This window comes from Runella rosea, assembly GCF_003325355.1.
GTDB classification, from domain to species: domain Bacteria; phylum Bacteroidota; class Bacteroidia; order Cytophagales; family Spirosomataceae; genus Runella; species Runella rosea.
Genome location: NZ_CP030850.1, coordinates 4,922,897 through 4,947,187, shown reverse-complemented (window position 1 = coordinate 4,947,187; position 24,291 = coordinate 4,922,897). Strand labels below are relative to the sequence as shown.

The window sequence follows — 24,291 nt, the reverse complement described above, 5'->3', positions numbered from 1 at the left end:
GGTCTTCAAAATCCAAAAGATGTATGAAAACCCGCCGGCTTTTACTACTTTTGCAGTTTGTTCTAGTAACCTACTCATTATCAGCCCAGAAATTAGGGTATATCGATATGGAGTATGTAACGACAAAAATGCCTGATTATCAAAAAGCGCAAGCCGAATTGGATAAATTTTCAGATCGTTGGGCCAAGGAAATTCAGGATAAATATGCCGAAATAGACAAGCTGCAACGCCTCTACCAAGCCGAAGAAGTATTGCTGACGGACGAAATGAAACGCAAACGCCAGCAGGAAATCAACGACAAAGAACGCGAAGCAAGAGAGTATAACAATAAAATTTTCGGCTTTGAAGGGTTGCTGTTTCAAAAGAAAAAAGAACTCATCAAACCCATTACCGACCAAGTATACAAAGCCAGTGAGCGCGTATGTCGGCAACGGAGATTGGATATGCTGCTTGACAAATCAAGTGATTTTGTCATTATCTATTCAAACCCCGTCCATGATTACACTGATTATGTAATGGAAGAATTGGGCTTAGTAACAGACACGAAAAATAATAAAACGAGTACACCCGGCGTTAATACGCCTGCGGCTAAACCAAATGCAACGGATACCCCAAATAAAACAACCAAACCAAAACAGTAGATAAAAATGAAGAGCAAATTCATCGTGGCCCTAATAGCCATTGTAGCTTTAATCGGAGTAGAAACGAAAGCCCAACAAGCCCCTAAAATCGGTTGGACCAATGTAGACTATATCTTGTCAGTATTACCCGAAAGCAAAAAAATCGAAAACGAACTCCAAATCCAGCAGCAACAAATTCAAAAAGCAATGCAGGACAAGCAGAAGGAGTTTGAAGATAAATATAAAGCCTACGAGCAAAACGCAACTAAGTGGTCGGAAATCATCCGTGCTGATAAAGAAAAGGAACTGAGCCGTCTTCAAACAGATTTTCAAGATTTTCAACGCACTTCACAGGAATCATTGCAGAAAAAACAACAGCAATTGATTCAGCCAGTATTGATTAAAATCAACACGGCTATTGAAGCGGTGGGTAAAGAAAACAGCTATACCTACATCCTCAATATGGACGGTGGTGCACAAACCACCCCAATCATTCTGTTTGCTGGTTCTGACGAGTTGAACGTAAGCAACCTTGTGTTGAAGAAATTAGGCGTTGATCCTGCCGAAATCGAAAAGCAGCAAAAAGCCGCTGCCGAAGCTGCCGTTCAGCAATTAAAGCCAGCAACTACTCCACAGCAGCCCGCAGCTAACAAGCCTGCAACACCTGCTCCCGTGAAGAAAAACTAAGCAGTTTTATCTTTGTAGCCTATAAAAAGAGAAGGGTAGCCGTTGGCTACCCTTCTCTTTTTATAATTTGCCCCTCTAATCTTAACGATTTTAAATCCAGTGCTTTCGCTTAAAGAAAAACCACATTCCAGCCATCGAACAGGCCATCAGCAGTAACGAAAACCAAAATCCATACTGATGCGTACTTGTGGGTAAAATGCTGTAATTCATCCCAAAAATCCCCGCAATCAATGTGGGGGGCATAAAGATGATGGTGAAAACGGTAAAAATCTTGATGATTTGGTTTTGTTCAAGATTAATCAAGCCCATAAACGTATTTTGAAGATACTCCAGTCGCTCAAAGTTGAAGGTGCTGTATTCAAGCAACGAACTTATATCTTTCAAAACAATACGCAGACGCTCTTTACGGTCTTCAGGAAAAAACTGACTTCTCAAAATGCCCGACAATACGCGCTGCTTGTCGATGATGGTTTCGCGTAGGAGCATGGTATTCTCCTGCATCATGTTAATCTTCAGCAGAATATCCTGTTTTGCTTTTTGTTCCCGGTTAAGGTCTTTGCTGATGTTTGAAATATCTTTTGATAAACCTTCCAACACATCCGCATCGCTTTCGATTCTAGTTTCGAGTAGCAGCAACAACATGTCTACCCCGCTCTGAAACGTTTCCTGACTCACCTTCATTTTTCGCACTGTATCGGCGAAAGTCTTGGAATCTCCGCTTCTATAAGTAAACAGTACCCCCTCCCGAATCAAAATCGAGACAGGATAAATAACGTAGCCCTCTGCACTGATTTTGAGGAAATTGGAGTTAGCGTTGATGGTATTATTTTGTTCAAAATACCGCGAACTGCTCTCAATTTCGACAATCTCTTGCGGGGTTTGAAAACTAATATCACACTTTGTCTCCACCCATTCTTCTTCTTCCTGGGTGGGCGATTGTAAATCTATCCACAAAATGCTTTTCAGATGCCCTATTTCCCGGACGTCGGTTTCACGTTTAATCTGCTTGCCTTCACGATAATATATCCTGACCATACCTCTTTCTGCTTCATTTGCGCCAAAGTTAGCCAATTGATTTTAGGATTTTACGCGCATTTTGCAGATTTTGTCACTATGTTTTGAAGTGTGTAACGGTGAAAATGTTTTACAAAACATTTTTTTTCAAATCGATGCAACATTTGATTTTATCCATTGTCATTACCTCGAAAATACAGCCGATTGGAACCTAAACATTACATAGACAAACACGTCGAACTCGTTGAACGCTGTAAACAAGGAGATAGAAAAGCCCAGTATGAACTGTACAAGCTTTATTCGAAATCCATGTTGAACGTATGTGTACGGGTGGTAAACCATATTGGGGAAGCCGAAGACGTGCTGCAAGAAGCGTTTTTGGATGCTTTTTGCAATTTACATACGTTCAGGGGGCAGTCCACGTTTGGGGCGTGGCTGAAGCAGATTGTGGTCAATAAAGCCATCAATCACCTCCGTCAACGAAAAATGCAACTTGTTGACATCGAAGGCTATGGCTACGGAGATGATGACCACGACATTGCCGACGATGCTCCGACAGACGAAGAAGGTATTCAAATGGACGTTGAACGCGTTCGAAGAGGAATTGCCCAACTCCCCGAAGGATATCGAGTCGTTCTTTCTCTGTATTTGTTTGAAGGATACGACCACGAAGAAATCGGTGAAATCCTCAACATCAGTGAAAGTACCTCCCGCACGCAATACATGCGGGGAAAGAAAAAATTATTGGAACTATTAAGTAATAGAAGTGACAATTGAGCCGCAAGTAGAGAATATTAATGTACAATAAGTATTTAATAATCAACACTGCGTACCAAAAATACCAAGAAAATGAAAGATAAACTGCAACGATTCGTCAGAGACAACCGCGAGGCATTTGATGTGCATGAGCCTTCTGATGACCTTTGGAGTCGGTTGAGTGAAAAATTACCCAAAGCTGAAGAGATTACGCCAGCAGGCGAGCATATACTCCCAGAAGTGCCCACAAAAGAAACTTCGCAAGAGACAGTACTTAACCAAATTGTCCACGAAGATTTTCAGAATGGCGGTAGCTATAACCCATTTTTCAGGAAAGTCAGCAAAAACCTGAATTGGCGCATTGCGGCCTCCATCGCACTCGTTGTCGGGCTGGGTTGGGTAGGTTACCGAGTAAATCAAAATTATGGAGTTACTGAAGCACCCGAAGTGGCATTTTCCAATCCTGGCTACGCCAAACAAGTGACTCAATACACCCAATTGATTGATAACAAACGGGCGGAGTTGCGTCAAATGACGGAAAGTGACCCCGCCCTTTATAAAGAATTTGCAGTAGAACTGGATCAGCTTGAGCGCTCATATCAAAACCTGAAAGCCGACCTTCCGAAGAACCCCAACCAGGAAACGGTGATTCAGGCCATGATTCAGAACCTGCAATGGCAGATTGACCTATTGAACCAACAGTTGGATATTATCCAACGCATCAAAAACAAAAACAACCATGCAAACGATAAACTCATATAAGTCAGGTAGTTATTGGTTAATAATTATCGGCTTATTATGTACCCTCAGCGTCTGTGCCAGCGAATACGGCAGCATCGAGAAAAAGAAATCCGTCATTAAAATGTATGACGTTTCGACCAAAGAAACCTTACTGATTGACAATCAATTCGGACAGGTAAAAATCAACCTTTGGGACAAAAGTGAAATCCGCGTTGACATCAGCATCACCGCCAATGCCAACAGCGACGAGCGCGTTCAGCAGTATTTGGATGGTGTAAGTATTGAAGACAAAAAAGAAGGGAATCAAATCAGCATACGTACCATTATCAACAAAAACGGCAATTCAAACTGGAGCTGGAAAAGTAACAACGGCGAGAAGAACTTTGTACAAATTGATTACACAGTATCAATGCCCAAAAACACGCCATTGACCGTCAAGAACCGTTTTGGCAATACAAATATCCCCTTTTTCAAAGCACCGCTCGTGATTGAATCCAAGTACGGGAGTTTTATTGCCACCGATTTGTCAGGCAGTAAAAATGACATTGATGTAGCCTACGGTAAAGCCGAAATTCAGCACTTGCTCAACGGAAACCTTGATATTGCTTACTCAACCCTCGAATTAGACAAAGCCAACAATATTGTGTTGAACAATAAGTTTGGAAAAATGAAAATCGGTGAAGTAGAAACCCTCGACGGCCAAATCAGCTATTCTGGCGGACGCATCGGCAACTTAAAGGGTTCCAGCAAAATCAAACTCAGTTTTTCGGGCGGCTTCAGAATTGACCAATTGAATGAATCGGCCGATAACGTTGACATTCAGGCAAGTTATTCGTCCGTCACCATTCCAATGGAAAACAATGACTGTAACTTTGATATTACGGTAAGCTACGGTGGCTTCAAGTACCCTGGTGATCGCAAGGTTTCGTTCACCCAAAACGACGACGACCGCAAAGATGATGCAAACCGCCACAGCCCCCGCATGACCAAACAATACGTGGGCAAATTTGGTAACGGCAGCGGAACTAAAGTAAAAATTGTCTCGAAATACGGAGAAGTGAATTTGAGATAAAATTAAAAACCGTAGGGGCAGGCCTAGCGTCTGCCCTCTTACGTCTGCCCTCTTACGTCTGCCCTCTTACGTCTACGTCTTGCCTCTGCATCTAATCAACAGCATATAATTACGAAAAAGGGCGGAGGTAAACCCCGCCCCTACTCAATATTTATTCTACAAAATCCAGCTCTTTGCCGTAGGTTTCTTCGATTCGGGTAAGCGAAAAAAGCGCAATGCCATAACAGAGCAAGCCCAATAACGCAGCCCCTCCCAAAGCCCCCAAAGAAGGTTTGAAGGCCTGAAAAGCAAGCGTCATAGGAATCGCCATGCCTCGTACTACGCTTGGCACAGAAGTAGTAGCGGTGGCGCGGAGGTTGGTACCATAAAGTTCAGCCACCATCATCAAATACAGACCGATGTAGCCCGTACATATCCCCGACAAGAAGCAGACCGCATACAACACCGAAGGAGATGAAATTCCACCGTATAAATAAATACCCACGCTAACCGCCCCGCAAAACATCAGGTAGCCAATGGCTTTATGTCTCGACTGCAGCCATTGACTGAGTGGACCGCTGAAAAAGTCGCCCGCTGTGAGTCCAAAATAAATAAACATTACGCACTTGCCCGGCGAAATCGTCTCGGCTATACCGAGCGCTTTGCCGAACTCATTGCCAAAAGTGCCCAAAATACCCACCACAAACCACGTTGGAATACCAATCATAACGCATTTGAAGTATTTAATAAACCGGGGCCAACTGCTAAAAAGATAAAAGAAATTCCCTCGACTTACCTTCGATTGTTTCATTTCTTCAAACAACCCCGACTCAAATACCCGAATCCGCAGCAAAAGCAACAACAGCCCCATACCACCGCCAACCATATACGCCGTGCGCCACTCAAACCATTCTTGCGTTAAATAAGCTGCTCCCGCCCCTAAGTAGCCCACCGCCGCCACAATCGTAGGGCCAAGGCTACGAATCTCTTTGGGAATAATCTCGGTAACAAGGGTCATTGCCGCGCCTATTTCTCCCGAGAGACCTACCCCCGCCACAAACCGCAGTAAGGCGTAGGTATTGGGTTCTTGTACAAAACCGCAGGCAATATTGGCCAATGAATAGGTAATAATAGAGCCAAACAGCACCGATAGCCGTCCTTTTTTATCGCCCAAAACTCCCCACAAAATCCCACCTACCAGCAATCCCGCCTGTTGAGAGTTAAAAATAAAAGTTCCGATTTTAGAGACTTCCGCTTCTGAATATCCCATTGATTGCAGGCTCGGCACCCGTACGATACTGAAAATCAAGAGATCATACACATCCACAAAGAAGCCCAATGCCGAAACGATGACAGGCAACGTAAAAAGCGCACGATAAGAGATTTTGCTCATAAATATTTCCTTCTCCTTGGCAAGGAGAAGGATTAAGGGTGAGGTTTAAGAGAGATTATTTATTCTTCAATAAAATCAAGGTCTTTGCCGTGCGTTTCAGGAACGGTCAGGGTAGAATAAAAACCTAAGGCGTAGCTGATGATACCCACTAAAGTACCCGCACCAATCACACCCAACTGCGGTACGGTAAGCTCGAAAGCCCCAAAAACATCCAAAGTACCAGTTTTGAAGCCCGCAAAAAGCGTGGTCATCAGAATCACCATACCACGAACCATATTGGGAATGGTGGTAGCGGCCGTAGCGCGCAAATTGGTACCAAACTGCTCGGCGCCGATTGTCACAAACATAGCCCAGTAGCCAATCCCAAAGCCCATTAGGGTACAAAGACTATATAAAGCAAAGGGAGTATTGACCCCTGCGTAGAGATAAATAATGCTGAATATTCCTGAAAAAGCCATCAAAGCCGCCACGGCTTTCTTGCGCGAATGAAAATAATGACTGAGAAAACCGCTAGCCAAGTCGCCGCCCGCCAAACCAACATAACACCACATAATGGCTAAGCCGGGCTTGATGGGTTCGGAAATACCGAGTGCTTTGCCGAACTCATTGCTGAACGTGGCCAAAATTCCGATAACAAACCACGTAGGCAATCCAATACCGATACACTTCATGTAGCGCGTGAAACGTTCCCAATTGGTAAAAAACGACAAAAAATCACCTTTGGCGACATGCTTTTGCCCGGAGACCTCCGTAAACATTCCTGACTCAATCACCCCAATACGAAGCAACAACAGCCCGAAGCCCAAGCCTCCACCCACAAAATAAGCAATACGCCAATCTCCAAAGATTTCGACAGTAAAATAAGCGACAACGGCACCCAGAAGGCCAATGCCCGCCACCAACGACGTGCCAATGGCCCGCAACTCTTTAGGCAGAATTTCAGAAACTAGCGTAATGCCTGCTCCTAGTTCACCAGCTAAGCCAATTCCTGCAATAAAGCGTAAATATTTATATAAATCAGGCGCTGACATGAAAGGCGTATCTTGAATAAATCCGCACAACACATTGGCAATGGAGTAAGTGATGATAGAACCAAAAAGCACCGAAAGGCGACCACGTTTATCGCCCAATACTCCCCAAAGAATACCTCCAAGGAGCAAGCCGCCCATCTGCCAATTGATGATGGAAGCACCAATGGCCGACACTTCCTGCTCATTCAGTCCTAAGTCTCTTAGACTGGGAACACGTACAATACCAAATAATAATAAATCATAAATATCAACAAAATAGCCTAGGGCGGCCACAATCACGGGAAGTCCAAAAAGCGAGTTTTGGGTAGAGGGTTTAGACATTGGTTAAGGAGGGTTTTGTATTTTCTGCAATAATACTAAAAAAGCGTCGGCTGGTCTGATACCAACTGACGCTTTTTGCGATTCTTTTGAATATTCCTATGTATATTTTCGCCATCCGCCCAAGATAGCCCCCATCGCTGCACCGCTTACTGCACTAAACCCAGCATTGAGGATAGACAATTCGACGGGCTTCATTTCGTAAGCATTGTTGGTAAAAATATTTCCTCCCACAATCAGCGCTCCAATCAATGCGCCCGTCAGGGCACCCGTTTGGGCGGTACTGATATTCATTGATTTAAACAAAAGCGCCATCGCATAAGCCCCGAGAAGGTACGTAATAAAACTAACCGCATACCCTATACTTCCTCCACCGCCGGCCTGTATTTTATCTTCGGTCAGGCCGGTCAAGGCAAGCCATTGAGGTTGGAAGGTGATGTACCAGATGGCCCCTAAAACAAAGGTGGCGATTGCGGACATAAAGACCGCCATGTAATTGATTCTTAAGGTTTTCATTGAAGTAGGAAGGTTTGAAGGTATTGTAAAATAAAGCTGAAATATACACATTTTCAGGAAACCCTCCTTTCCTTTATTTCTCACTCATTATCAATTATTTACCCATCAATTGCTGATGACTGTAATTGGCACCAATCGGTATCACTTGACCACTAATATACACCTCATACCGGTCAAACCGCTCTATTTTATCTTTAGCCACAATATAAGAGCGATGAATACGCACAAAGTGGTCGGACGGAAGCAATGATTCGGCCTCATTCATGGTCATCCGAGATGCGATTTTTTGATGTTTGGTGATAAAAACCACATAATTGCCACCCGCTTCCAAATACAAAATATCGTCAAGCAACACCCTAACCTGCTCATAGCCATTTTTAACAAAAATACTTTCTGGCATGGCAGACATTGGCTTGTCTGAAATATTATCGACCAAGACACTCCCCGCCGCCTGTCGTTTGTTTTCTTCCATAACGGCCAACTCTCTCACTTTCAGCACGTCATGGGCTTTGGTACAGGCCTTCAGAAAACGACTGATGGCGAAGGGTTTGAGCAGATAATCAATGGCGTCGAAGTCATAACTCTGCACGGCGTGCTCGGCGTAGGCGGTGGTAAAAATCACCAAAGGCGGATTGGAAAGTACCCTCAAAAATTCAAGTCCAGAAATATCGGGCATTTTGATGTCCAAAAAAATCAGATCAACGTGCTCGCGCTGAAGAAAATCCAAGGCCTCAAAAGCATCCTGAAAGGTAGCTTTCAAGGACAAAAAAGGGACTTTATCCGCAAAATTCCGTACAATATCCAGCGCTTTGGGCTCGTCGTCGATGGCAATGGCAATCATCCGTCAGATTGATTTATGAAATGTAAAAGTAAACAGTAGATGATTAGAGTTGGTCATAAGTGGCCAATATGGAGTTTAGCTTTTTACCTTTTTTAGCAAAATCAATCACCAACCGCACCGAAAACTCCTTTTCTGTACGATGAATCCTGAGGTCGTGCGTTTTAGGATACAACAATTCCAAGCGTTTCTGCACATTGACCAGCCCAATTCCCGACGAGTATTTCTCGGGGTCTTCTTCGTGGCGCGGGTGAATGCTGTTAAAAACCGAAAAGTAAATTTGTTCCTGTTGACAATACAATTTAATATAAATCCATGATTGATTACGCAAGCTGATGCCGTGTTTGAAGGCATTTTCAACAAAAGGAATCAGCAACATCGGCGCAATACTCCGCAAACAAAGGGCATCATCTAAGTCAACTTTCAGTTCTATTTTATCGGACTCCGACAACCTAAGTCGCTGCAAATCAATATAGTTTCGCAAATAAGCTACTTCCTGTTGCACATCAATCTGCTCTTGGTTGTTTTCGTGCATCATAAAACGCATCATGTCCGACAGCTGCTGAATCCCGTGGGAGGTTTTTTCGGCATTTTCTTCAATGGCCGTGGCATAAAGTGTGTTCATGGCATTGAACAAAAAATGCGGGTTGATTTGAGCGCGAAGGGCCGAAAGCTCAGCTTGGTTACGATTGAGATTGGTTTCCAGCGGTTTCACCATAAACTGACGAATCAGCGTAACGGCAATAGCCCCCAGCCAAGACACTAGCCAAAAAGCGAAAATTTCATCTGCATTGTAGCCATACAAGTAATTTCTAAATGAGTCATACAACAAAACCAAAACGATACTGCTGCCAAAACTAACGGCCAAAACGGCTAACAAAGTGAGAAAAGCTTGGCGGTTTTCATTACTTCGACGAAACATAAACGTCTTCCATCTCAGCAAGTTGTGATGATACAAATAAGCGTGAAGAAACGCGCCCTGTACCCAAATCAGCGCAGGGATAAAGAAAAAATTACCGGGCGTTGTTTGAAAAGCAATCCACAGCACAAATCCAAATAATGCCAAGCTACTGCCATCTTTAATGACTTTGTGATTTACGTTAGTTTCCGTTTGTTGTAGCGCCCATTGGTACGCCTGAGACAGAAGGCTGTACAATACCAAAGCCAAAAACAGACCACCACTAAGTAAAGCTAAGCTCCTAAGTCGGAACGACGACAAAACTTTCGCTCCAATAATGTTGTAATTGATGTCGTGTCTGAAATCAAGTTCCTTCCAACTATACAAATAACTCCAAGCACCCGTCAACACAACAATACCAATCAGCACCAACCCCATCGCAAAAAAATTGAGCTGATTGGGCCAATACCGGGGAATAATGACGTGGTTTAGCACGTACCAACTGCCATACAGGGTCAGGAAAATACTCAGAATAGGCCACAGCCCATTGGTTGCCCAATTATATCGAAAATAAATACGGTTTTGTTCGAGCGCGTCAAGTTGAAACCACACGCGCGAAAAGTTCTGGTAATCAGTGGCGAGCGTGATTAGCAGAAACAAAGCAGCAAGGGCAGTAATCACCCAAAATTCGATTTGACGGAAGCGTTGAAGTGTCATAGAAGTAATGATTAAAATGGCTGTTTTAGGTTAGACAATTCAAAAGTATAGTGCGTAGCTGCCCAGAAGTGAAATCTGTGACGAAATCCACGAAAAATGGGGTGAAAAAGCGAAGGCGTCAGACGGTTTTTCCCGTCTGACGCCTGAAGTTCTAACCTCAAAGAAGTACTTTACGCCAACGGAATCCCCGTATCTTTTGCCACTTTCATGACATATAGGCGTGCTTCGTCGTATTCTTCGGGAGTACGCAAATGCTCCAACATCAACGGCACTTCACGGGGTAGCGCCGTTACATTTCGCAGATAAGTGGCGTAGTCCATGCCGCCGCGTCCAGGCATGGTTTCAGCAAAATGCACATCTTTTCCTACCACATCTTTGGCGTGGCATGACACAATCCACTTGCCCAGTTTCTTAAATGTATCGTTAATTAAGGCCGTATTTTGGTAAAAACGCTCGGGCGAGTTGATGATATTGGCAATGTCGACGTGGGCCGCAAACGCTGGTCGGTCCATCGCTTTGATAAATTTAAGGCAAGAATCGGCATCATTGGGCAGACTCCAACCCATCATTTCGAGGGCAAATTTGGCCGTTTTAGGTTTGACGGCATCAATCACTTTTCGGCAGTTTTCAACCGTGGCATCAAAATATTCTTTGGTCAAATTTCTTGCATCTGGCCCGTCCCAGTGTTTAGGATTGTACGACCCTGCAATGTCTATACACGTCAGCGCACCGATTTCCTCCGCCAACGCCAGCCGCTCGGTCACGTAAGCCATGTTTTTCTTCCTTTTTTCGGCATCAGCGTCCAGCATATTTACCCACGCTCCCACTTCGGCTATAATGACGTTCTGCTCCGCAAAGGCTTTGCGAAGCACCGCAATGCGTTGAGTATCTTTCAGTTCCACCTTCGGCACATAAGCCGCGCTGTATCCCAATCGTCGATGCTCTTTTGCCAATTCTACGGGGTCATCGCTTTGCAGAAAAATGGGTCCGCCCAAACGCAGCGGCCGTTGAGCTGGCCGAAATTGCGGCAATAACGCCGCGCCAGCCAGCAAGCTCGAAGATTGGAGAAAACGACGACGAGAGAAGGATTTCATGGAGAGAGTTTTTAAAACAATTAGCCTCCATATAAGAAAGAAAAGGCTTAAATCTCATTAAGAAACCTAAAAATCACAAACTGTAAAAATGTAAAATAAACAAGTATTTTTTTTAGTGAAACACATACAAAAACCCCTATCAACATACTTGCTGACAGGGGTTTATAATTATGGATAATTGCGAATAATTAACGCTTAATAGGCTCTCACTACTCCGCGACCTTCGTAGAAGTTCACGTAGGCTTTGTTCACCACACGGTTACCGCCTGGCGTAGGGTAATTTCCAGTAAAATACCAGTCCCCGCTGTGATTGGGGCAGGCTTCGTGGAGATTTTCTACCGTTTGGAAAATAATAGATAATTCAGCTTTTAAGTCTTTAGGACGTACAATATCGGCTACTTTACGCGAAACTTCTTCGGGCGTAAATGGCTCAAACAAGGCTTTCACGTAGTTTTGCTCATACGCATTGTCGGTTTCGAGCGAGGCAACGCACTGGGCGTATACTTCGTCACGCAGGTTATCCAAACCGCGCTCTTTCAGGAGTTGCAACGTGGCCCGGAAAGCAACGAAGTCTTTTACTTTCGACATATCAATGCCGTAACAGTCAGGATAGCGTATCTGCGGAGCCGACGATACAATCACGATTTTCTTGGGGCCGAGGCGGTCCAACAACCGCAAAATGCTCTTCTCTAACGTAGTACCGCGTACAATCGAATCATCCACCACCACAATCGTATCCACGCCTTTTTTGACTACCTCGTAGGTCATGTCGTACACGTGCGACACCATTTCGTCACGGGCGGCATCGCTCGTGATAAAGGTACGCTGCTTGACATCCTTAGAAACGAGCTTTTCGATTCGGGGGCGGAACGACAGCACTTTATCCAGCTCTTCGGACGAAAGATTTCCGTCTAGAATTGCTTTTTTACGCTGTTTGGCTAAATATTCTTCGAGTCCTTCCACCAATCCAAAAAACGCCGTTTCGGCGGTATTGGGGATGTAAGAGAAAACGGTATTTTCGAGATCGTAATCTATTTCTTCCAGAATCTGCGGAATCAACAATTTACCCAATTGCTTGCGCTCGTGGTAAATATCGGGATCGGAAGCCCGAGAAAAATAAATCCGCTCAAAACTACACGAACGTTTCTCAAGCGGCTTCAGAATCTGGTGTTGGTCGTACTCACCATATTTATCAATAATCAACGCATGACCTGGCGTAATCTCCTTAATATCTGCGTAATTGGCATCAAAAGCGGCCTTGATGGCGGGTTTTTCAGAAGCTACCACCACCACTTCATCATCGGCATAATAATACGCTGGACGAATTCCGGAGGGGTCGCGCACTACGAAGGCTTGCCCCGAGCCAGTCATGCCGCACATGGCAAAACCGCCGTCAAAATCACGGCACGAACGGTGCAATACGCGCACCATGTCCATGTTGTCCTCAATGACATCAGAAAGATCAGGGTTTTCGTAAATACCCTTGAATCGGTCAAAAACGCGCTGGTTTTCTTCATCCAAAAAGTGACCGATTTTTTCCATGACCGTGACGGTATCCACGCGGTCTTTTGGGTGCTGTCCCAACGAAACGAGCTTATCAAAAAGCGAGTCTACGTTGGTCATGTTGAAGTTTCCAGCTACCACTAGGTTTCTGCTTCGCCAGTTATTTTGGCGCAGCATCGGGTGACAGTTTTCGATTTCGTTGGCGCCGTGAGTACCGTAGCGCAGGTGGCCAAGCCAGACTTCGCCCGTAAATGCTACGTTTTCTTGCAACCAACTTGCGTCGTAACGGAGGTCTTTTTGGTCCCCTTTGAGTTCTTTAAAGGCTTTTTTGAATTTCTTCTGGACCTTCTTAAAAATCTCAGCTACGGGTTGAGGGTCTACCGAACGGTAGCGGCTGATATAGCGGCTACCTGGCGAAACTTCGAGTTTGATGTTGGCTACACCGGCACCGTCTTGGCCTCGGTTTACCTGTTTTTCCATCAATGTATGAAGCTTATAAACCGCGTAGAGGGGTGTGCCGTATTTATCAATATAATATTGAAACGGCTTTCGGAGTCGAATGAGGGCAATACCGCATTCGTGTTTTATGACGTCGCTCATCAGGGAGTGTGAAGTGTGTGACGATTTGTTAACACAAAGTTAAGAAATCGGATTCCAAAACGCTATGTTAAATTTTAAGGCAATTCAAATATTATACCATAACACTTTAATTATCAGCACAATATATACCTTTCAAACTTATTTAAAAATTTAAAAAACTTTTGAAAGCCTTAATCTGGCTCCACAAAGTGTTTCTGGTTTTTGGATAAGTTATGAATGCTCCAATCAATGTCTCTCTTGAAAGCCTTAGCCCGAACGGGGCAATCTGCTAAGCGGCAATATTTACAACATTCTGGCAAACAGGGGTCAACGTGAATAAAAAATTCTACGTACCCTCCCGCGTCTTTTTCCAGTGCTTCTTCAAATTCATGTACCGCCTCGTGTACCTGACGCAAATCCCAATAATATGGCAAGGTCAAATGACAATCAATGTGCAGGTCAGAGCCGTATTTTTGAATACGCATGTTATGAACATCAATCCAGTAGTCGCGCTTGTGATTTTTGAGGATATTAACAATGCTTTCCATCAACTCAGGGTCGGTTTGATCCATTAGAGCCGCCGCCGAACCCCGAATGAGCATAAAACCATTGTAAAATATCACCAACGACAACACCAACGATGCTGCGCTGTCAATCCACTGCAAACCCGTCAATATCAAGAGCCCTAACCCAATCAAAATAAGGACGCTGCTCAGGCTGTCGGTCATGAGGTGTTTACCATCGGCAATGAGCGCTTCTGAACGAGTACTTTTACCTACTTTTTGGAGATAATATCCAACAACTCCGTTGAGAAGAACGGTCAGTAAAATCAACCAAAGTCCCCAATCCAGATGCTGAATAGGTTGCGGATGCAACAGGTGCTGGACGGCCTCAATAGCAATCCAAACCCCTGCAATGATAATAAGCGCTCCTTCAAAACCCGACGAAAAATATTCAATCTTTCCGTGTCCATAAGGGTGGTCTTTGTCTTTGGGCTGAGAAGAAAGGTAAATACTGTAGAAGGCAAAGCTACTCGCAATGACGTTGATAATCGACTCCAAAGCATCACTTAAGATGGCATTTGAACGCGTTAAATAATAGGCTGTAAACTTGATTGCCATCAGAATTATACTCAAACTAAGCGAGACGATAATCCAACGGAATTTAGAATTTTGGCTAACTTGCACGACTTTTTTAGGGTAATTTGGGCTCAAAGTTACGAGTTTACCCCCAGAACCTTACATTAATTCTAACCATTACAGGAAAACGTCGTTTTTCTCATTCAACAAACTTTATCAGAAATACAGCCCAATATGTCACTTCCTTTTGAAACAGAAAACCCGTGGAAAACGCTGACTTCCAGCGTGGTGTACGACAATAAGTGGATACAAGTACGGCACGAAGAAGTGCTCAATCCGAGCGGAGGCCCAGGAATCTACGGTGTGGTGCATTATAAAAATAAAGCCATCGGCGTTATTCCCATCGACGACGAGGGGTTTACGTATTTGGTAGGCCAGTACCGCTATCCATTGGAAGAATATTCTTGGGAAATTCCCGAAGGCGGTGGCCCGATGGACGAAGACCCAATTGAAGGAGCCAAACGCGAACTCTTGGAAGAAACAGGCCTGATTGCCGCCCAATGGACAAAGATTGCACGGGTTCACCTGTCAAATTCGGTCGGTGATGAAGAAGGCTTTTTGTACATTGCCGAACAACTCACCCAAGCCCAACAACAGCCCGAAGACACCGAGCAACTTCATGTGGCACGAATTCCGCTAAAAGAAGCCATCGAAATGGTCATGCGTTCAGAAATTACGGATTCTTTGAGCGTGATGGGACTTTTAAAGGTCGCAAGGCTGAGGGGAATTTAATATAGCGGCAATGATATGTCGCTTATTAATCGCCTTGTTCTTAACTTTTAATCTTAACTGTTTACTTATGCCCCTTTTTTTGGCAGCTATATACGGATTGATTGCGGGTATTATCTTGTGTCTGACCTTCGGGACGGTGTTTTTTGCGTTGATACAAACGAGTATTGAGCGGGGCTATCGTAGCGGGGTTCAGATCGCGATGGGCGTCGTGGCCAGCGATGCTTTTTTTATTTTTACGGCCATCTTTGGAACTTCTTTTTTACCCCAAATCAATCATTTTGATAAGTGGATTGGTGCTATTGGCATCATTTTTTTGGTCATTTTAGCCATCGGAAACTTCCTTAAAGTACCTACCCTAGAACCCAAAACCCACGCCGACGACCGCAGCCGCCGCCGTTCCAATCTGAAATATTTTCTAAAAGGTGTTGCGCTCAATGCCCTCAACCCCATCAATTTTATGTCTTGGGCGGCCATTGCCGCCTACCTCCGCACCAAAGGCCGCTACGACCTGAGCGAAATGATTGTGTTTTTTAGCATGAGTCTCGTCGGAGTGGGGGCTACTGAATCCGCCTTGGCAGTGTACGCAAATCGCCTGCGCCGATTGCTGACGATTAAGGTAATTCATTACATCAATATCGCCACGGGATTGGTATTTTTGGGCGTCGCCACCAAACTCCTTTGGGAAGAATTTTTAAAATAGCGCTACTGCTTTTTGAGCCAGTCAAGGATAACCTTCAATGCATCGGGCGAAAACGTTTCCTCCAACATTCCATACTCAGCAGAGGTACATTTCTGGCATTTCTGAAAGAGGTGGTTCAACCCAGGGAGTTCCATAGTTTTAAAATTTTTGTTACCCGCCGCCGTTAAACCTTTTTCAAAACCAGCCAAATTCTCTTTAGCGGACACTTGCACATCATTGCTTCCGTTGAGGGAAAGTACTGGTATTTTGATTTGGGCTAAAATTGGTTGAGGGTCATATTTTAAAAAATAACGGTACCATTTTGAGCCAATTTGGTCAAACTGGCGAGTGACCGACTTTTTCCCTGTTTCACTTTTAAAGCCCATTTGTCCCAATACCGCGTCAGGCTGCGATTTGAGCCAATTATCAAAAGCGAGTTGAAGGCTATCCTTAATGTCACCTTCGAGCGGCAATCGAAAAGCTACTTCATAAAGTGCAGCGTTGAGCGATTGTACATTGGCCCGATAAGCCGCGTTGGTCCCTGTTTTCGCCAAAATATCATCACTTTGTTTCAATAACAACGCTCGCCCGCCTACGCCCAATCCCGCCAAAGAAACGATAAAGGCCACATCTTTTGATTGTGCGGCCACCATCGGAGCAATCATTCCTCCTTCACTGTGGCCCATCAACCCGATTTTTTTTGGATTGATTTCTTTTCTTGATTTAAGAAAGCGAAGAGCCGCCAAGACGTCTTGTGCATAATCTGCCGACGTGCCCACTTTTCCTGTGGTTTCGCCCACGCCTCGGTCGTCAATGCGCAGTACGGCAAACCCTTCCCGACTCAGTGCATCGGCTATCACCCAAAACGGTTTATGCCCAAACAGCGTTTCGTCACGGTCTTGCTGTCCTGAACCAGTAATAAGAATCACCGTCGGAAATTTTCCTTTGCCTTTGGGAAATGTCAGCGTACCGCCAAACTGAATTGATTGGTCGGCATTTGTAAAATTGACATTTTCCGATTCATACGGAAACGGCGGGACAGGCACCTGAGGACGTTTCAAAAACGACAGTTGCTCTACCCGTTTTAAAGCGAGTGGCGCGGGAAAACCATTCTGTTTCCATTGACCCGAAAAGGTTTCGGTATTTACTTTTCCACTCAATACCGTTCCAAACTCCTTTAAATCTGCAATCAAGCTGTCATTACGAAAAACGGGCGCTTTGACGGCGTATTCAAACAGGCCCTGTTCGGGAATGTATAAAGCGGCTTTTTGCTCCTCTTTTTGAACTTTTAAGCCAAATTTTAACGGACCAATGGTTCCTTCATAATACGTTTGGCCAAAAGCATGGAAAGCGAAAAAAAAACATAGACTATACAATGCGAATAGTTTCATGGAAGGGGTTTTTATACAGGCAGTGATAGGAACCGCAAAATGCAAAACCGAAGAACTACAAAATGTAAAAGTAAACTGAATACAAGGAATAAAGTACTCTGATATCAAAATAAAAAAACAGTAACACACCCTAAGCAATTGCTTTAAAACTATAAATCGCCGACTGTTTCTGATGCAACCTCCTCAAACATTTTTTCAAAGACTCAAGTACTTAGGTCCTGGATTTATTTTATCGGCCGCCATTGTAGGCTCTGGCGAGCTCATCGCCACAACTGCTTTAGGAGCCAAAGCAGGGTTTGTTACGTTTTGGGTGATTTTGGTAAGTTGTTTGGTCAAAGTTACGCTTCAACTGGAGTTTGGCAAGAACGCCATTTATACGGGTATTCCTACCATGCAATCCCTCAATACCCTCAAAGGTAAGCACTACGGGAAAGCGCATTGGTCCATCTGGGCGTGGCTGTCATTGCAGGGATTAAAACTGCTCCAAGTAGGAGGCATTGTAGGAGGCGTAGCAATTGTGCTTAACATGGTTTTCCCCATTTTATCCACCAACGTATGGGCCATCACGGCGAGTTTGATTACGGCCGCTTTGGTGTATCAGGGATTTTATAAATCGGTTGAAATCGGGTCGCTCGTGATGATTATCTTATTTACAATTACAATCTTAATTTCCCTCATTTCCTTACAATTAACACCTTATGCCATCCGCTGGAGTGAGCTGGCAAGCGGATTAACCTTCTCCCTTCCTCCTTCGGCTGTTATGGTGGCCATCGGGGCGTTTGGCATCACGGGCGTAGGCGGTGATGAAATCATGTTTTACAATTATTGGTGCATTGAAAAAGGCTACGCTACCTACACTGGTCCTAACGACGGTTCGCCCGAATGGGCCGCTCGCGCCAAGGGCTGGATTGAGGTAATGTACCTCGATGCGGTTTGCTCAATGGTGGTTTACACTACGGTAACCGCTGCCTTTTACTTATTGGGGGCTGCATTGCTTCACGAACAGGGAGAAGTCCCCGAAGGATATGCCATGATAGAAACCCTCTCTAAACTCTTTACCGAAACCCTCGGCCCTTGGGCCAAAGTGATGTTTTTGATTGGGGCTTTTTTTGTACTTTACTCCACACTGTTCACCGCTACGGCTAGTTGGTCTCGTATATTCGGAGATGCTTTCGGACAAATCGGCTGGGTAAAATTCAACGACTCTGCTTCTCAAAAACGTGTTATCGGGATTCTTTCTTGGGCATTTCCCATCATTTGGTGTGGGCTATACCTCATCATCAAAATGCCCGTTTTAATGGTATTATTGGGGGGTATCGCTACGTCCATTTTACTTTTATTGGTCGTGTGGGCCGCCTTGCAGTTCCGCTACCGTCAGCTTCCTCAATCGCTTATTCCTACCCGCGTCTACGACGTCTTTTTCTGGATAAGTGTGGTTTCCATTTTAGGCGTCAGTGCGTACGGTATTTTTCAGGTAACGCAGTAATTTTTTTAAATAGCGGGATGCCGCTTGAATTCTTTGGTACGGTCAAACAAATACCGGTACGTAGCGTGTACTTTGTGAGGCGTACCGCCCAATAACTCTACAAAACGAATCATCTTGGGGTTGAAATCGCCAATCCAGTTCATTTCCAACTCAGTATACTGATAGTTGGGACGCCAAGCCACTTTAGAAGCCGACAGCGCAATCGCCGATTCTACACCACGTCCTTGAAATTCGGGGACTACCCCAAAAATCACTCCGAAGGCTTTATGATTGGTTTTCAATAGTTTATGATATAGAAATTTCAGTTTACCAATTAAATCCAACTTTCCGTTGACGTGTTTAAAGATTTGGTTCAGCTCGGGAAGCATAATAAAAAAAGCAATCGGCGCGCCTTCATAGTATCCAAACCACATCAATTCTTCGTCCAAAATCGGCTTCATTCGCTGCATAATTCCGCGCGCTTTGTCGGGCGTCATGTCTTCTGCTCCCAGATTTTTTGCCCAAGCTTTGTTATAAACAATCCGAAAATCCTCGGCGTATTTGTCTAATTGTTTTTTGTCAATATGTCTAAACTCGTAGTTTTTCATGGTCAAAATCCGCTCCGCACGTTCAAAAAACACCCGATTGACACGCTCCATAAAACGGTCTTTCGGCATCAACAAAAAGAAAGTTAGCTGTTCGAAATACGTTTGAAAGCCGTAGGCTTCAAAAAATATTTGATAATACGGAAAATGGTAACCCATGCCGTACAGTGGCTCTTTGTCAAAGCCATTGATAAGCACGCCCCAAAAGCGGTCGCGCTCGCCAAAATTGATGGGGCCGTCCATGGCTTCCATACCTCGTTCGGCAAGCCATTTTTTACAGGCATCAAACAACGCAAACGCGACTTTTTGATCTTCAACACACTCAAAAAAGCCCATGCCACCCGTGGGTTGGTCGTTGCCTTTCATTACTGTATTTCGATTCACAAACGCTGCCACCCGACCAACGGTCTGCCCAGCATCGTCCACAGCAATCCAGCGAACGCATTCTCCATCTTTGAAGTTTTTATTCTTTTGCGGATTGAAGGTATCTTCCACGTCTTTGTCCAGCGGGCGAATCCAGTACGGATTGTTTTTATAAAGCCGAACGGGCAGGAATAAAAATTCACGCTGACGCTGAGGGTCTTGGCCTACTTCGAGGAGTTGCATAGCAGAAATTGAGTCAGATATAAGAAGACTTCCAAGTCTTTAAGACGAGGCCCCTCAGGCATGGAAAGTCTATACAAGGGAGCGAAATTATACGTTTCTCACAAATTATGAACCATTAACTTTGACAAAAAGCTAACTTTGCCCCCTAAAACCACCAATCATTTATCCTCAATGGCCCTCAAACGCCTTGCTATTTTTGCTTCGGGCTCTGGCTCAAACGCCGAGAAAATTGCCGAGCACTTCGCCAATCATTCTGAAATAGAAGTGAGCCTTATACTATCCAATAACCCTCAAGCGGGTGTGATTGCGCGGGCACGTCGGCTGCATATTCCCGTCATTTTGTTTGACCGAAAAACGTTTTACGAAACCCATAAAGTAGTCGAAATCCTTCAAAACGAACACATCGACTTGGTCGTATTAGCGGGTTTTATGATGTTGATACCCGAAGCAATGGTGCACGCATTTCCCAACAAAATCGTCAATATTCACCCTGCTTTACTGCCCAAATACGGCGGCAAAGGCATGTACGGGCATTTTGTCCACGAAGCAGTGGTATCGGCACAAGAACCCGAGTCTGGTATTTCAATCCATTACGTCAACGAGCGGTACGACGAAGGCGACATTATCTTTCAGGTCACCTGCCCCGTGGCTGCTACTGATACACCCGAAGACGTGGCTGCCAAAGTGCAGGTATTGGAGCATCAACATTATCCAGAAGTAGTGGAAAAGCTTTTAAGTACGTTATAAACAATTAAAAGTCAGGCAGTCTGTGCTTTCATTATCAAAGCCATTGGCAGCCTTCCATGAAACAACTTCTAATATTCCTTTTCATTCCTTTCTTTTCATTCACTCAAACATGGATGATTAAGGGAAAAGTAATGGAAAACGCTCATACGCCTGTTCCGTTTGCGAGTGTGTATGTCAACAATACCTCGATTGCCACCACCGCCGACGCGCAGGGAAATTATACCCTCAAGATTCCTTTCCGATTCAAAAAAGTAGAGTTGGTTGCATCATTCATTGGCTATAAATCGGTCAAAAAGATCATTGAGCGGACAAATACACAAAACCAATCTTACCTATTTCTGCTTACTTCTACCAACATTCTTTCAGAAGTGAGAGTCAAGGCCAAGATGGATAAAGAATGGAAAAAACGCTGGCAGATTTTTGCGGATGGGCTCAAAGGTGAATCACCATTTACCAAAAATTGCCTCATTCTCAACCCAGAAGCAGTGCGTTTGTCCTACGACGATATTCGCAAACAGGTGATTGCCACTGCTACGGAACCTATTATTCTGCAAAACAGCGCTTTGGGTTTCAAAATCATGTTTCACATGGAGGCGTTTCAGTCGGATGGCGAAAAAACGTTTTTTGCTGGCAATAAATTCTTTCAGGAAATTCCGCCTGAAGATGAGAAAATACAAAAAAGGCAACAGCGAAATCGAGAACTCGCTTACCGCAATTCATTTCGAAATTTTCTGGTTTCACTAACCCAAAATCAAACGAAAGAGAACGGATTTGAGCTGTATACCGCCCGTCGGGTCAGCGAAGTATTTCTTCACCGCATTTTACTTTCTCAGGAAATCCTCGATGGTAATTTTAAAGAGATTTCGGCGCAGGATATCTGTTTTTGGAACCCTGAAACAGAACAGTATATCCTGCACTCCGACCGGATGCTTTTCATTTTTGCATTACATCGGTTCGATGCCAAATCAGTGTTTGTTGACCGACCGTATAAATACTCTCGTTTAGTTTTACCCAACGGGTACCTGAGTTTTAACGAAAACGGCTGGATAAGCGCCCCAAACGGCATGACTATGTATGATTTTTGGGGACAGGAGGGATTTGCCAATTTGCTTCCTAACGATTACATTCCTGCTGATGCCCCGCCCGTTGATTCATTGACCACACTTCAACCCATTGCCTTGAAAAGTCAAGCGCTTCCGATGAATTTTGCCACACAACAGATCCAATGGTCCATTCGCCAATCGATGACTGCGGCGCAGGGCGCAAGCTATCAGCGGAAAATTTCACCCCAATTGGAAGAAAAACAAACACTCGTGAATCTTGATTATGAAGTCAAAATTGAAGAAAGAGATAATGCTTACACGGTTTTTGAGTTGTTACGCCGTATTCCAGGCTTGAAAGTGGTTTTTGGCGGCACAGGCTATTCCATTGCCTTTTTAGGCAACAATACCAACGTGGACGGCTCAGGCGACAGCACCCCTGCCTTAGAAATTGATGGTCAGTTTTCGGACAATTCTCAATTTGTTATTGAAACACTTAGCTCCTTATCCGTTCGACAAATTAAAAGAATCGGAGTGGTCAAGTACGGCAACAGCTCCGCTTACGGCGCCAGAGGCTCTAAAGGAATCATTGTTATTCAAACCGTCAAATGAGCGCTATTTGACGGTTTGAATAACTGGTCTATCGCTTCGTAACCACCATCTCTACGCGGCGGTTTTTCTCGCACGGGCTTGGTTTACATACCAACCGCGTATCGCCGTAGCCTTTGGTGGCAATGCGTGCAGAGCTTACTCCTTTTCGAATCAGATACTCGCGTACGGCATTGACCCGGTCACGGGAAAGAATCAGATTCTTTTCGGCATCTCCGATTTTATCAGTATGTCCTTCCAAACGAATTTCAACGCTAGGGTTGGCCTTCATCCATTCCGCCACTTGGTCGAGTTCCTTATGAGAGCTTTCCAACAAATCTGACTTTGTCAATTCAAAATATAGATTATCCATGACCATCGGTTTATTGATGAGCGCGGCATCGTAGGGCGTAGATGCTGGAGCAGGCTTAGGCGCTGGCTTGATTTCAGGCTCTACTTTCTTTTCGGGTTTGGGCGCCCGCTCTTTTTTGGGCTTGCGTTCCCGCTTTGGTTTCGGTTCTTTTTTGGGCTTTTCTCGTTTTACTTCTGGCTCTTGCTTAGGAGTGGCCTCTTTCCGATCGCGAGAAATAGTCTTTCGTTTTGAAACAAAAGCAATGGGCAATTTTACATTAAACATCAAAACCCGCTGCGATACGTTGGTATTACTTACCCCAACGGTCAGATTATCTCGATAAAAAGTGGTTTCGGCCTTAATAACACTTTGTAAAGGATGATAATAAGCAATGCTAAACTCAATCCCGCTGTTTTCGCCATAAACCATCCCAATTTCAGGAACAATGAGCGGAACTCCTTTTTGTAAATTGTAGGTTTTTGTACGATTGCCCGTACCGCCTTCGATATACCCTCCCGTCAATTCTTCCATCTTTTCGCGGCCGTCGGCAGTGTTTCGATAAAACAAGGTTGAATAATACCCTCCCAACTGAAAGTAGGTTCCAGCCCATTCTTTCATCCAAGTACGACGCAACATTAAACCAGTCCGTAAGTAATTAAAATTCCATACTGTTGAAACCAGATTATGGCCTTTGTACTCAAAATTGAACGGATGGTTCAGCTTAAAAACCTGCCGCTGCCAAGCGGTACTCAGTCCAATTGACCAGCGATTGTCAGAACGCCGGTCTTTCCAACGATAATACGTCTCAAAGCCCCAGAGGCTTGTACGGTAGTTGCGTGTGTAGGTTGTTCCATCACTCTTGACCAATTCTCCCCGATACGACGAAACCCAGGCATTAGAGGGCGCTTCCGTACCACTCAGCAGCGTGATTTTGGAAGGAATAACCACCCCGATACCGTACAACGGCGCCACCACCCAATCCCGTTGACGAGTATAATTTTGCGCCGTTACAGAAAAAGTAAAAGTACTTATTCCGATAATCAGGGTTAAAAACTTTAGTATAGTCGTTTTCATGACATTAGAATTTACGCTAAAGTTATAAAGCAGAAAGCCGCTTACCAAAGGGCAAGCGGCTTTCTTAACTATCTACTTATTAAACGGTTATTAGTTTGTCAGTGCGTGATTTGCGAC

Annotated in this window: 22 protein-coding genes; 10 read left to right on the top strand and 12 right to left on the bottom strand. The window is 44.5% G+C overall.

The window, feature by feature from the left end:
* Positions 1–23 precede the first annotated feature (23 nt).
* On the top strand, positions 24–641 hold the full coding sequence (locus DR864_RS20555) for an OmpH/Skp family outer membrane protein (protein WP_114068735.1): 618 nt from the start codon (positions 24–26) through the stop codon (positions 639–641).
* Between the two features lie 6 nt (positions 642–647).
* Complete coding sequence (locus tag DR864_RS20550) at positions 648–1,307, top strand: OmpH/Skp family outer membrane protein (RefSeq protein WP_114068734.1); 660 nt, start codon at positions 648–650, stop codon at positions 1,305–1,307.
* A 90-nt stretch (positions 1,308–1,397) separates the two neighbouring features.
* On the opposite strand, the gene corA is transcribed toward DR864_RS20550, so the two are convergent.
* Positions 1,398–2,378, bottom strand: coding sequence for a magnesium/cobalt transporter CorA (corA, locus tag DR864_RS20545; protein WP_229599428.1), 981 nt, complete (start codon positions 2,376–2,378; stop codon positions 1,398–1,400).
* Positions 2,379–2,525: 147 nt separating this feature from the next.
* Here corA and DR864_RS20540 point away from each other — a divergent pair, with 147 nt between their 5' ends.
* From DR864_RS20540 to DR864_RS20530, 3 genes are all read left to right on the top strand, one after another.
* Complete coding sequence (locus tag DR864_RS20540) at positions 2,526–3,098, top strand: RNA polymerase sigma factor (protein ID WP_114068732.1); 573 nt, start codon at positions 2,526–2,528, stop codon at positions 3,096–3,098.
* A 72-nt stretch (positions 3,099–3,170) separates the two neighbouring features.
* Complete coding sequence (locus DR864_RS20535) at positions 3,171–3,839, top strand: hypothetical protein (protein WP_114068731.1); 669 nt, start codon at positions 3,171–3,173, stop codon at positions 3,837–3,839.
* Complete coding sequence (locus tag DR864_RS20530; RefSeq protein ID WP_114068730.1) at positions 3,817–4,890, top strand: DUF4097 family beta strand repeat-containing protein; 1,074 nt, start codon at positions 3,817–3,819, stop codon at positions 4,888–4,890. The genes DR864_RS20535 and DR864_RS20530 overlap by 23 nt, the downstream gene beginning before the upstream one ends.
* A gap of 151 nt (positions 4,891–5,041) precedes the next feature.
* Here DR864_RS20530 and DR864_RS20525 read toward each other — a convergent pair whose 3' ends face one another.
* From DR864_RS20525 to DR864_RS20490, 8 genes are all read right to left on the bottom strand, one after another.
* Positions 5,042–6,262: an MFS transporter gene (locus tag DR864_RS20525; protein WP_114068729.1), complete on the bottom strand. Its 1,221-nt coding sequence runs from the start codon at positions 6,260–6,262 to the stop codon at positions 5,042–5,044.
* A 59-nt stretch (positions 6,263–6,321) separates the two neighbouring features.
* Positions 6,322–7,614 (bottom strand): MFS transporter, encoded by a 1,293-nt coding sequence (locus tag DR864_RS20520; RefSeq protein ID WP_114068728.1) that lies wholly within the window; start codon positions 7,612–7,614, stop codon positions 6,322–6,324.
* 96 nt (positions 7,615–7,710) lie between these two features.
* Positions 7,711–8,127, bottom strand: coding sequence for a DUF1761 domain-containing protein (locus DR864_RS20515; protein ID WP_162794005.1), 417 nt, complete (start codon positions 8,125–8,127; stop codon positions 7,711–7,713).
* A 94-nt stretch (positions 8,128–8,221) separates the two neighbouring features.
* A complete protein-coding gene (locus DR864_RS20510; RefSeq protein ID WP_114068726.1) occupies positions 8,222–8,968 on the bottom strand; it encodes a LytR/AlgR family response regulator transcription factor in 747 nt (248 codons plus the stop codon).
* 43 nt (positions 8,969–9,011) lie between these two features.
* The gene (locus DR864_RS20505; RefSeq protein WP_114068725.1) at positions 9,012–10,580 is read right to left on the bottom strand and encodes a sensor histidine kinase; all 1,569 of its coding nucleotides are present in this window, start codon (positions 10,578–10,580) and stop codon (positions 9,012–9,014) included.
* A 170-nt stretch (positions 10,581–10,750) separates the two neighbouring features.
* On the bottom strand, positions 10,751–11,674 hold the full coding sequence (locus DR864_RS20500) for a sugar phosphate isomerase/epimerase family protein (protein WP_114068724.1): 924 nt from the start codon (positions 11,672–11,674) through the stop codon (positions 10,751–10,753).
* 195 nt (positions 11,675–11,869) lie between these two features.
* The gene (locus tag DR864_RS20495) at positions 11,870–13,777 is read right to left on the bottom strand and encodes an amidophosphoribosyltransferase (protein WP_114068723.1); all 1,908 of its coding nucleotides are present in this window, start codon (positions 13,775–13,777) and stop codon (positions 11,870–11,872) included.
* 170 nt (positions 13,778–13,947) lie between these two features.
* Entirely contained in the window at positions 13,948–14,943 is a 996-nt protein-coding gene (locus DR864_RS20490; RefSeq protein ID WP_114070385.1) for a cation diffusion facilitator family transporter, read from the bottom strand.
* 126 nt (positions 14,944–15,069) lie between these two features.
* On the opposite strand from DR864_RS20490, the gene DR864_RS20485 reads away from it, so the two are divergent.
* Both DR864_RS20485 and DR864_RS20480 read left to right on the top strand, forming a co-directional pair.
* Positions 15,070–15,627, top strand: a complete 558-nt coding sequence (locus DR864_RS20485; RefSeq protein WP_114068722.1) for an NUDIX domain-containing protein — start codon at positions 15,070–15,072, stop codon at positions 15,625–15,627.
* Positions 15,628–15,694: 67 nt separating this feature from the next.
* The gene (locus DR864_RS20480; protein ID WP_114068721.1) at positions 15,695–16,327 is read left to right on the top strand and encodes a LysE family translocator; all 633 of its coding nucleotides are present in this window, start codon (positions 15,695–15,697) and stop codon (positions 16,325–16,327) included.
* Between the two features lie 2 nt (positions 16,328–16,329).
* Here the strand turns inward: DR864_RS20480 and DR864_RS20475 are convergent, their stop codons facing one another.
* Positions 16,330–17,697 (bottom strand): alpha/beta hydrolase family protein, encoded by a 1,368-nt coding sequence (locus DR864_RS20475; protein ID WP_114068720.1) that lies wholly within the window; start codon positions 17,695–17,697, stop codon positions 16,330–16,332.
* Positions 17,698–17,869: 172 nt separating this feature from the next.
* Between DR864_RS20475 and DR864_RS20470 the strand changes: the two genes are divergently transcribed.
* Positions 17,870–19,183, top strand: a complete 1,314-nt coding sequence (locus DR864_RS20470) for an Nramp family divalent metal transporter (protein WP_114068719.1) — start codon at positions 17,870–17,872, stop codon at positions 19,181–19,183.
* A gap of 5 nt (positions 19,184–19,188) precedes the next feature.
* Here the strand turns inward: DR864_RS20470 and DR864_RS20465 are convergent, their stop codons facing one another.
* Positions 19,189–20,373, bottom strand: a complete 1,185-nt coding sequence (locus DR864_RS20465) for a hypothetical protein (RefSeq protein ID WP_114068718.1) — start codon at positions 20,371–20,373, stop codon at positions 19,189–19,191.
* A gap of 171 nt (positions 20,374–20,544) precedes the next feature.
* Between DR864_RS20465 and purN the strand changes: the two genes are divergently transcribed.
* Positions 20,545–21,120 carry a phosphoribosylglycinamide formyltransferase gene (gene purN / locus DR864_RS20460; RefSeq protein ID WP_114068717.1) on the top strand — a complete coding sequence of 192 codons (576 nt, stop codon included), beginning with the start codon at positions 20,545–20,547 and terminating at the stop codon, positions 21,118–21,120.
* 56 nt (positions 21,121–21,176) lie between these two features.
* A complete protein-coding gene (locus DR864_RS20455; RefSeq protein ID WP_114068716.1) occupies positions 21,177–22,772 on the top strand; it encodes a TonB-dependent receptor in 1,596 nt (531 codons plus the stop codon).
* A gap of 28 nt (positions 22,773–22,800) precedes the next feature.
* Here the strand turns inward: DR864_RS20455 and DR864_RS20450 are convergent, their stop codons facing one another.
* On the bottom strand, positions 22,801–24,174 hold the full coding sequence (locus DR864_RS20450) for an OmpA family protein (RefSeq protein WP_114068715.1): 1,374 nt from the start codon (positions 24,172–24,174) through the stop codon (positions 22,801–22,803).
* Between the last annotated feature and the right edge of the window lie 117 nt (positions 24,175–24,291).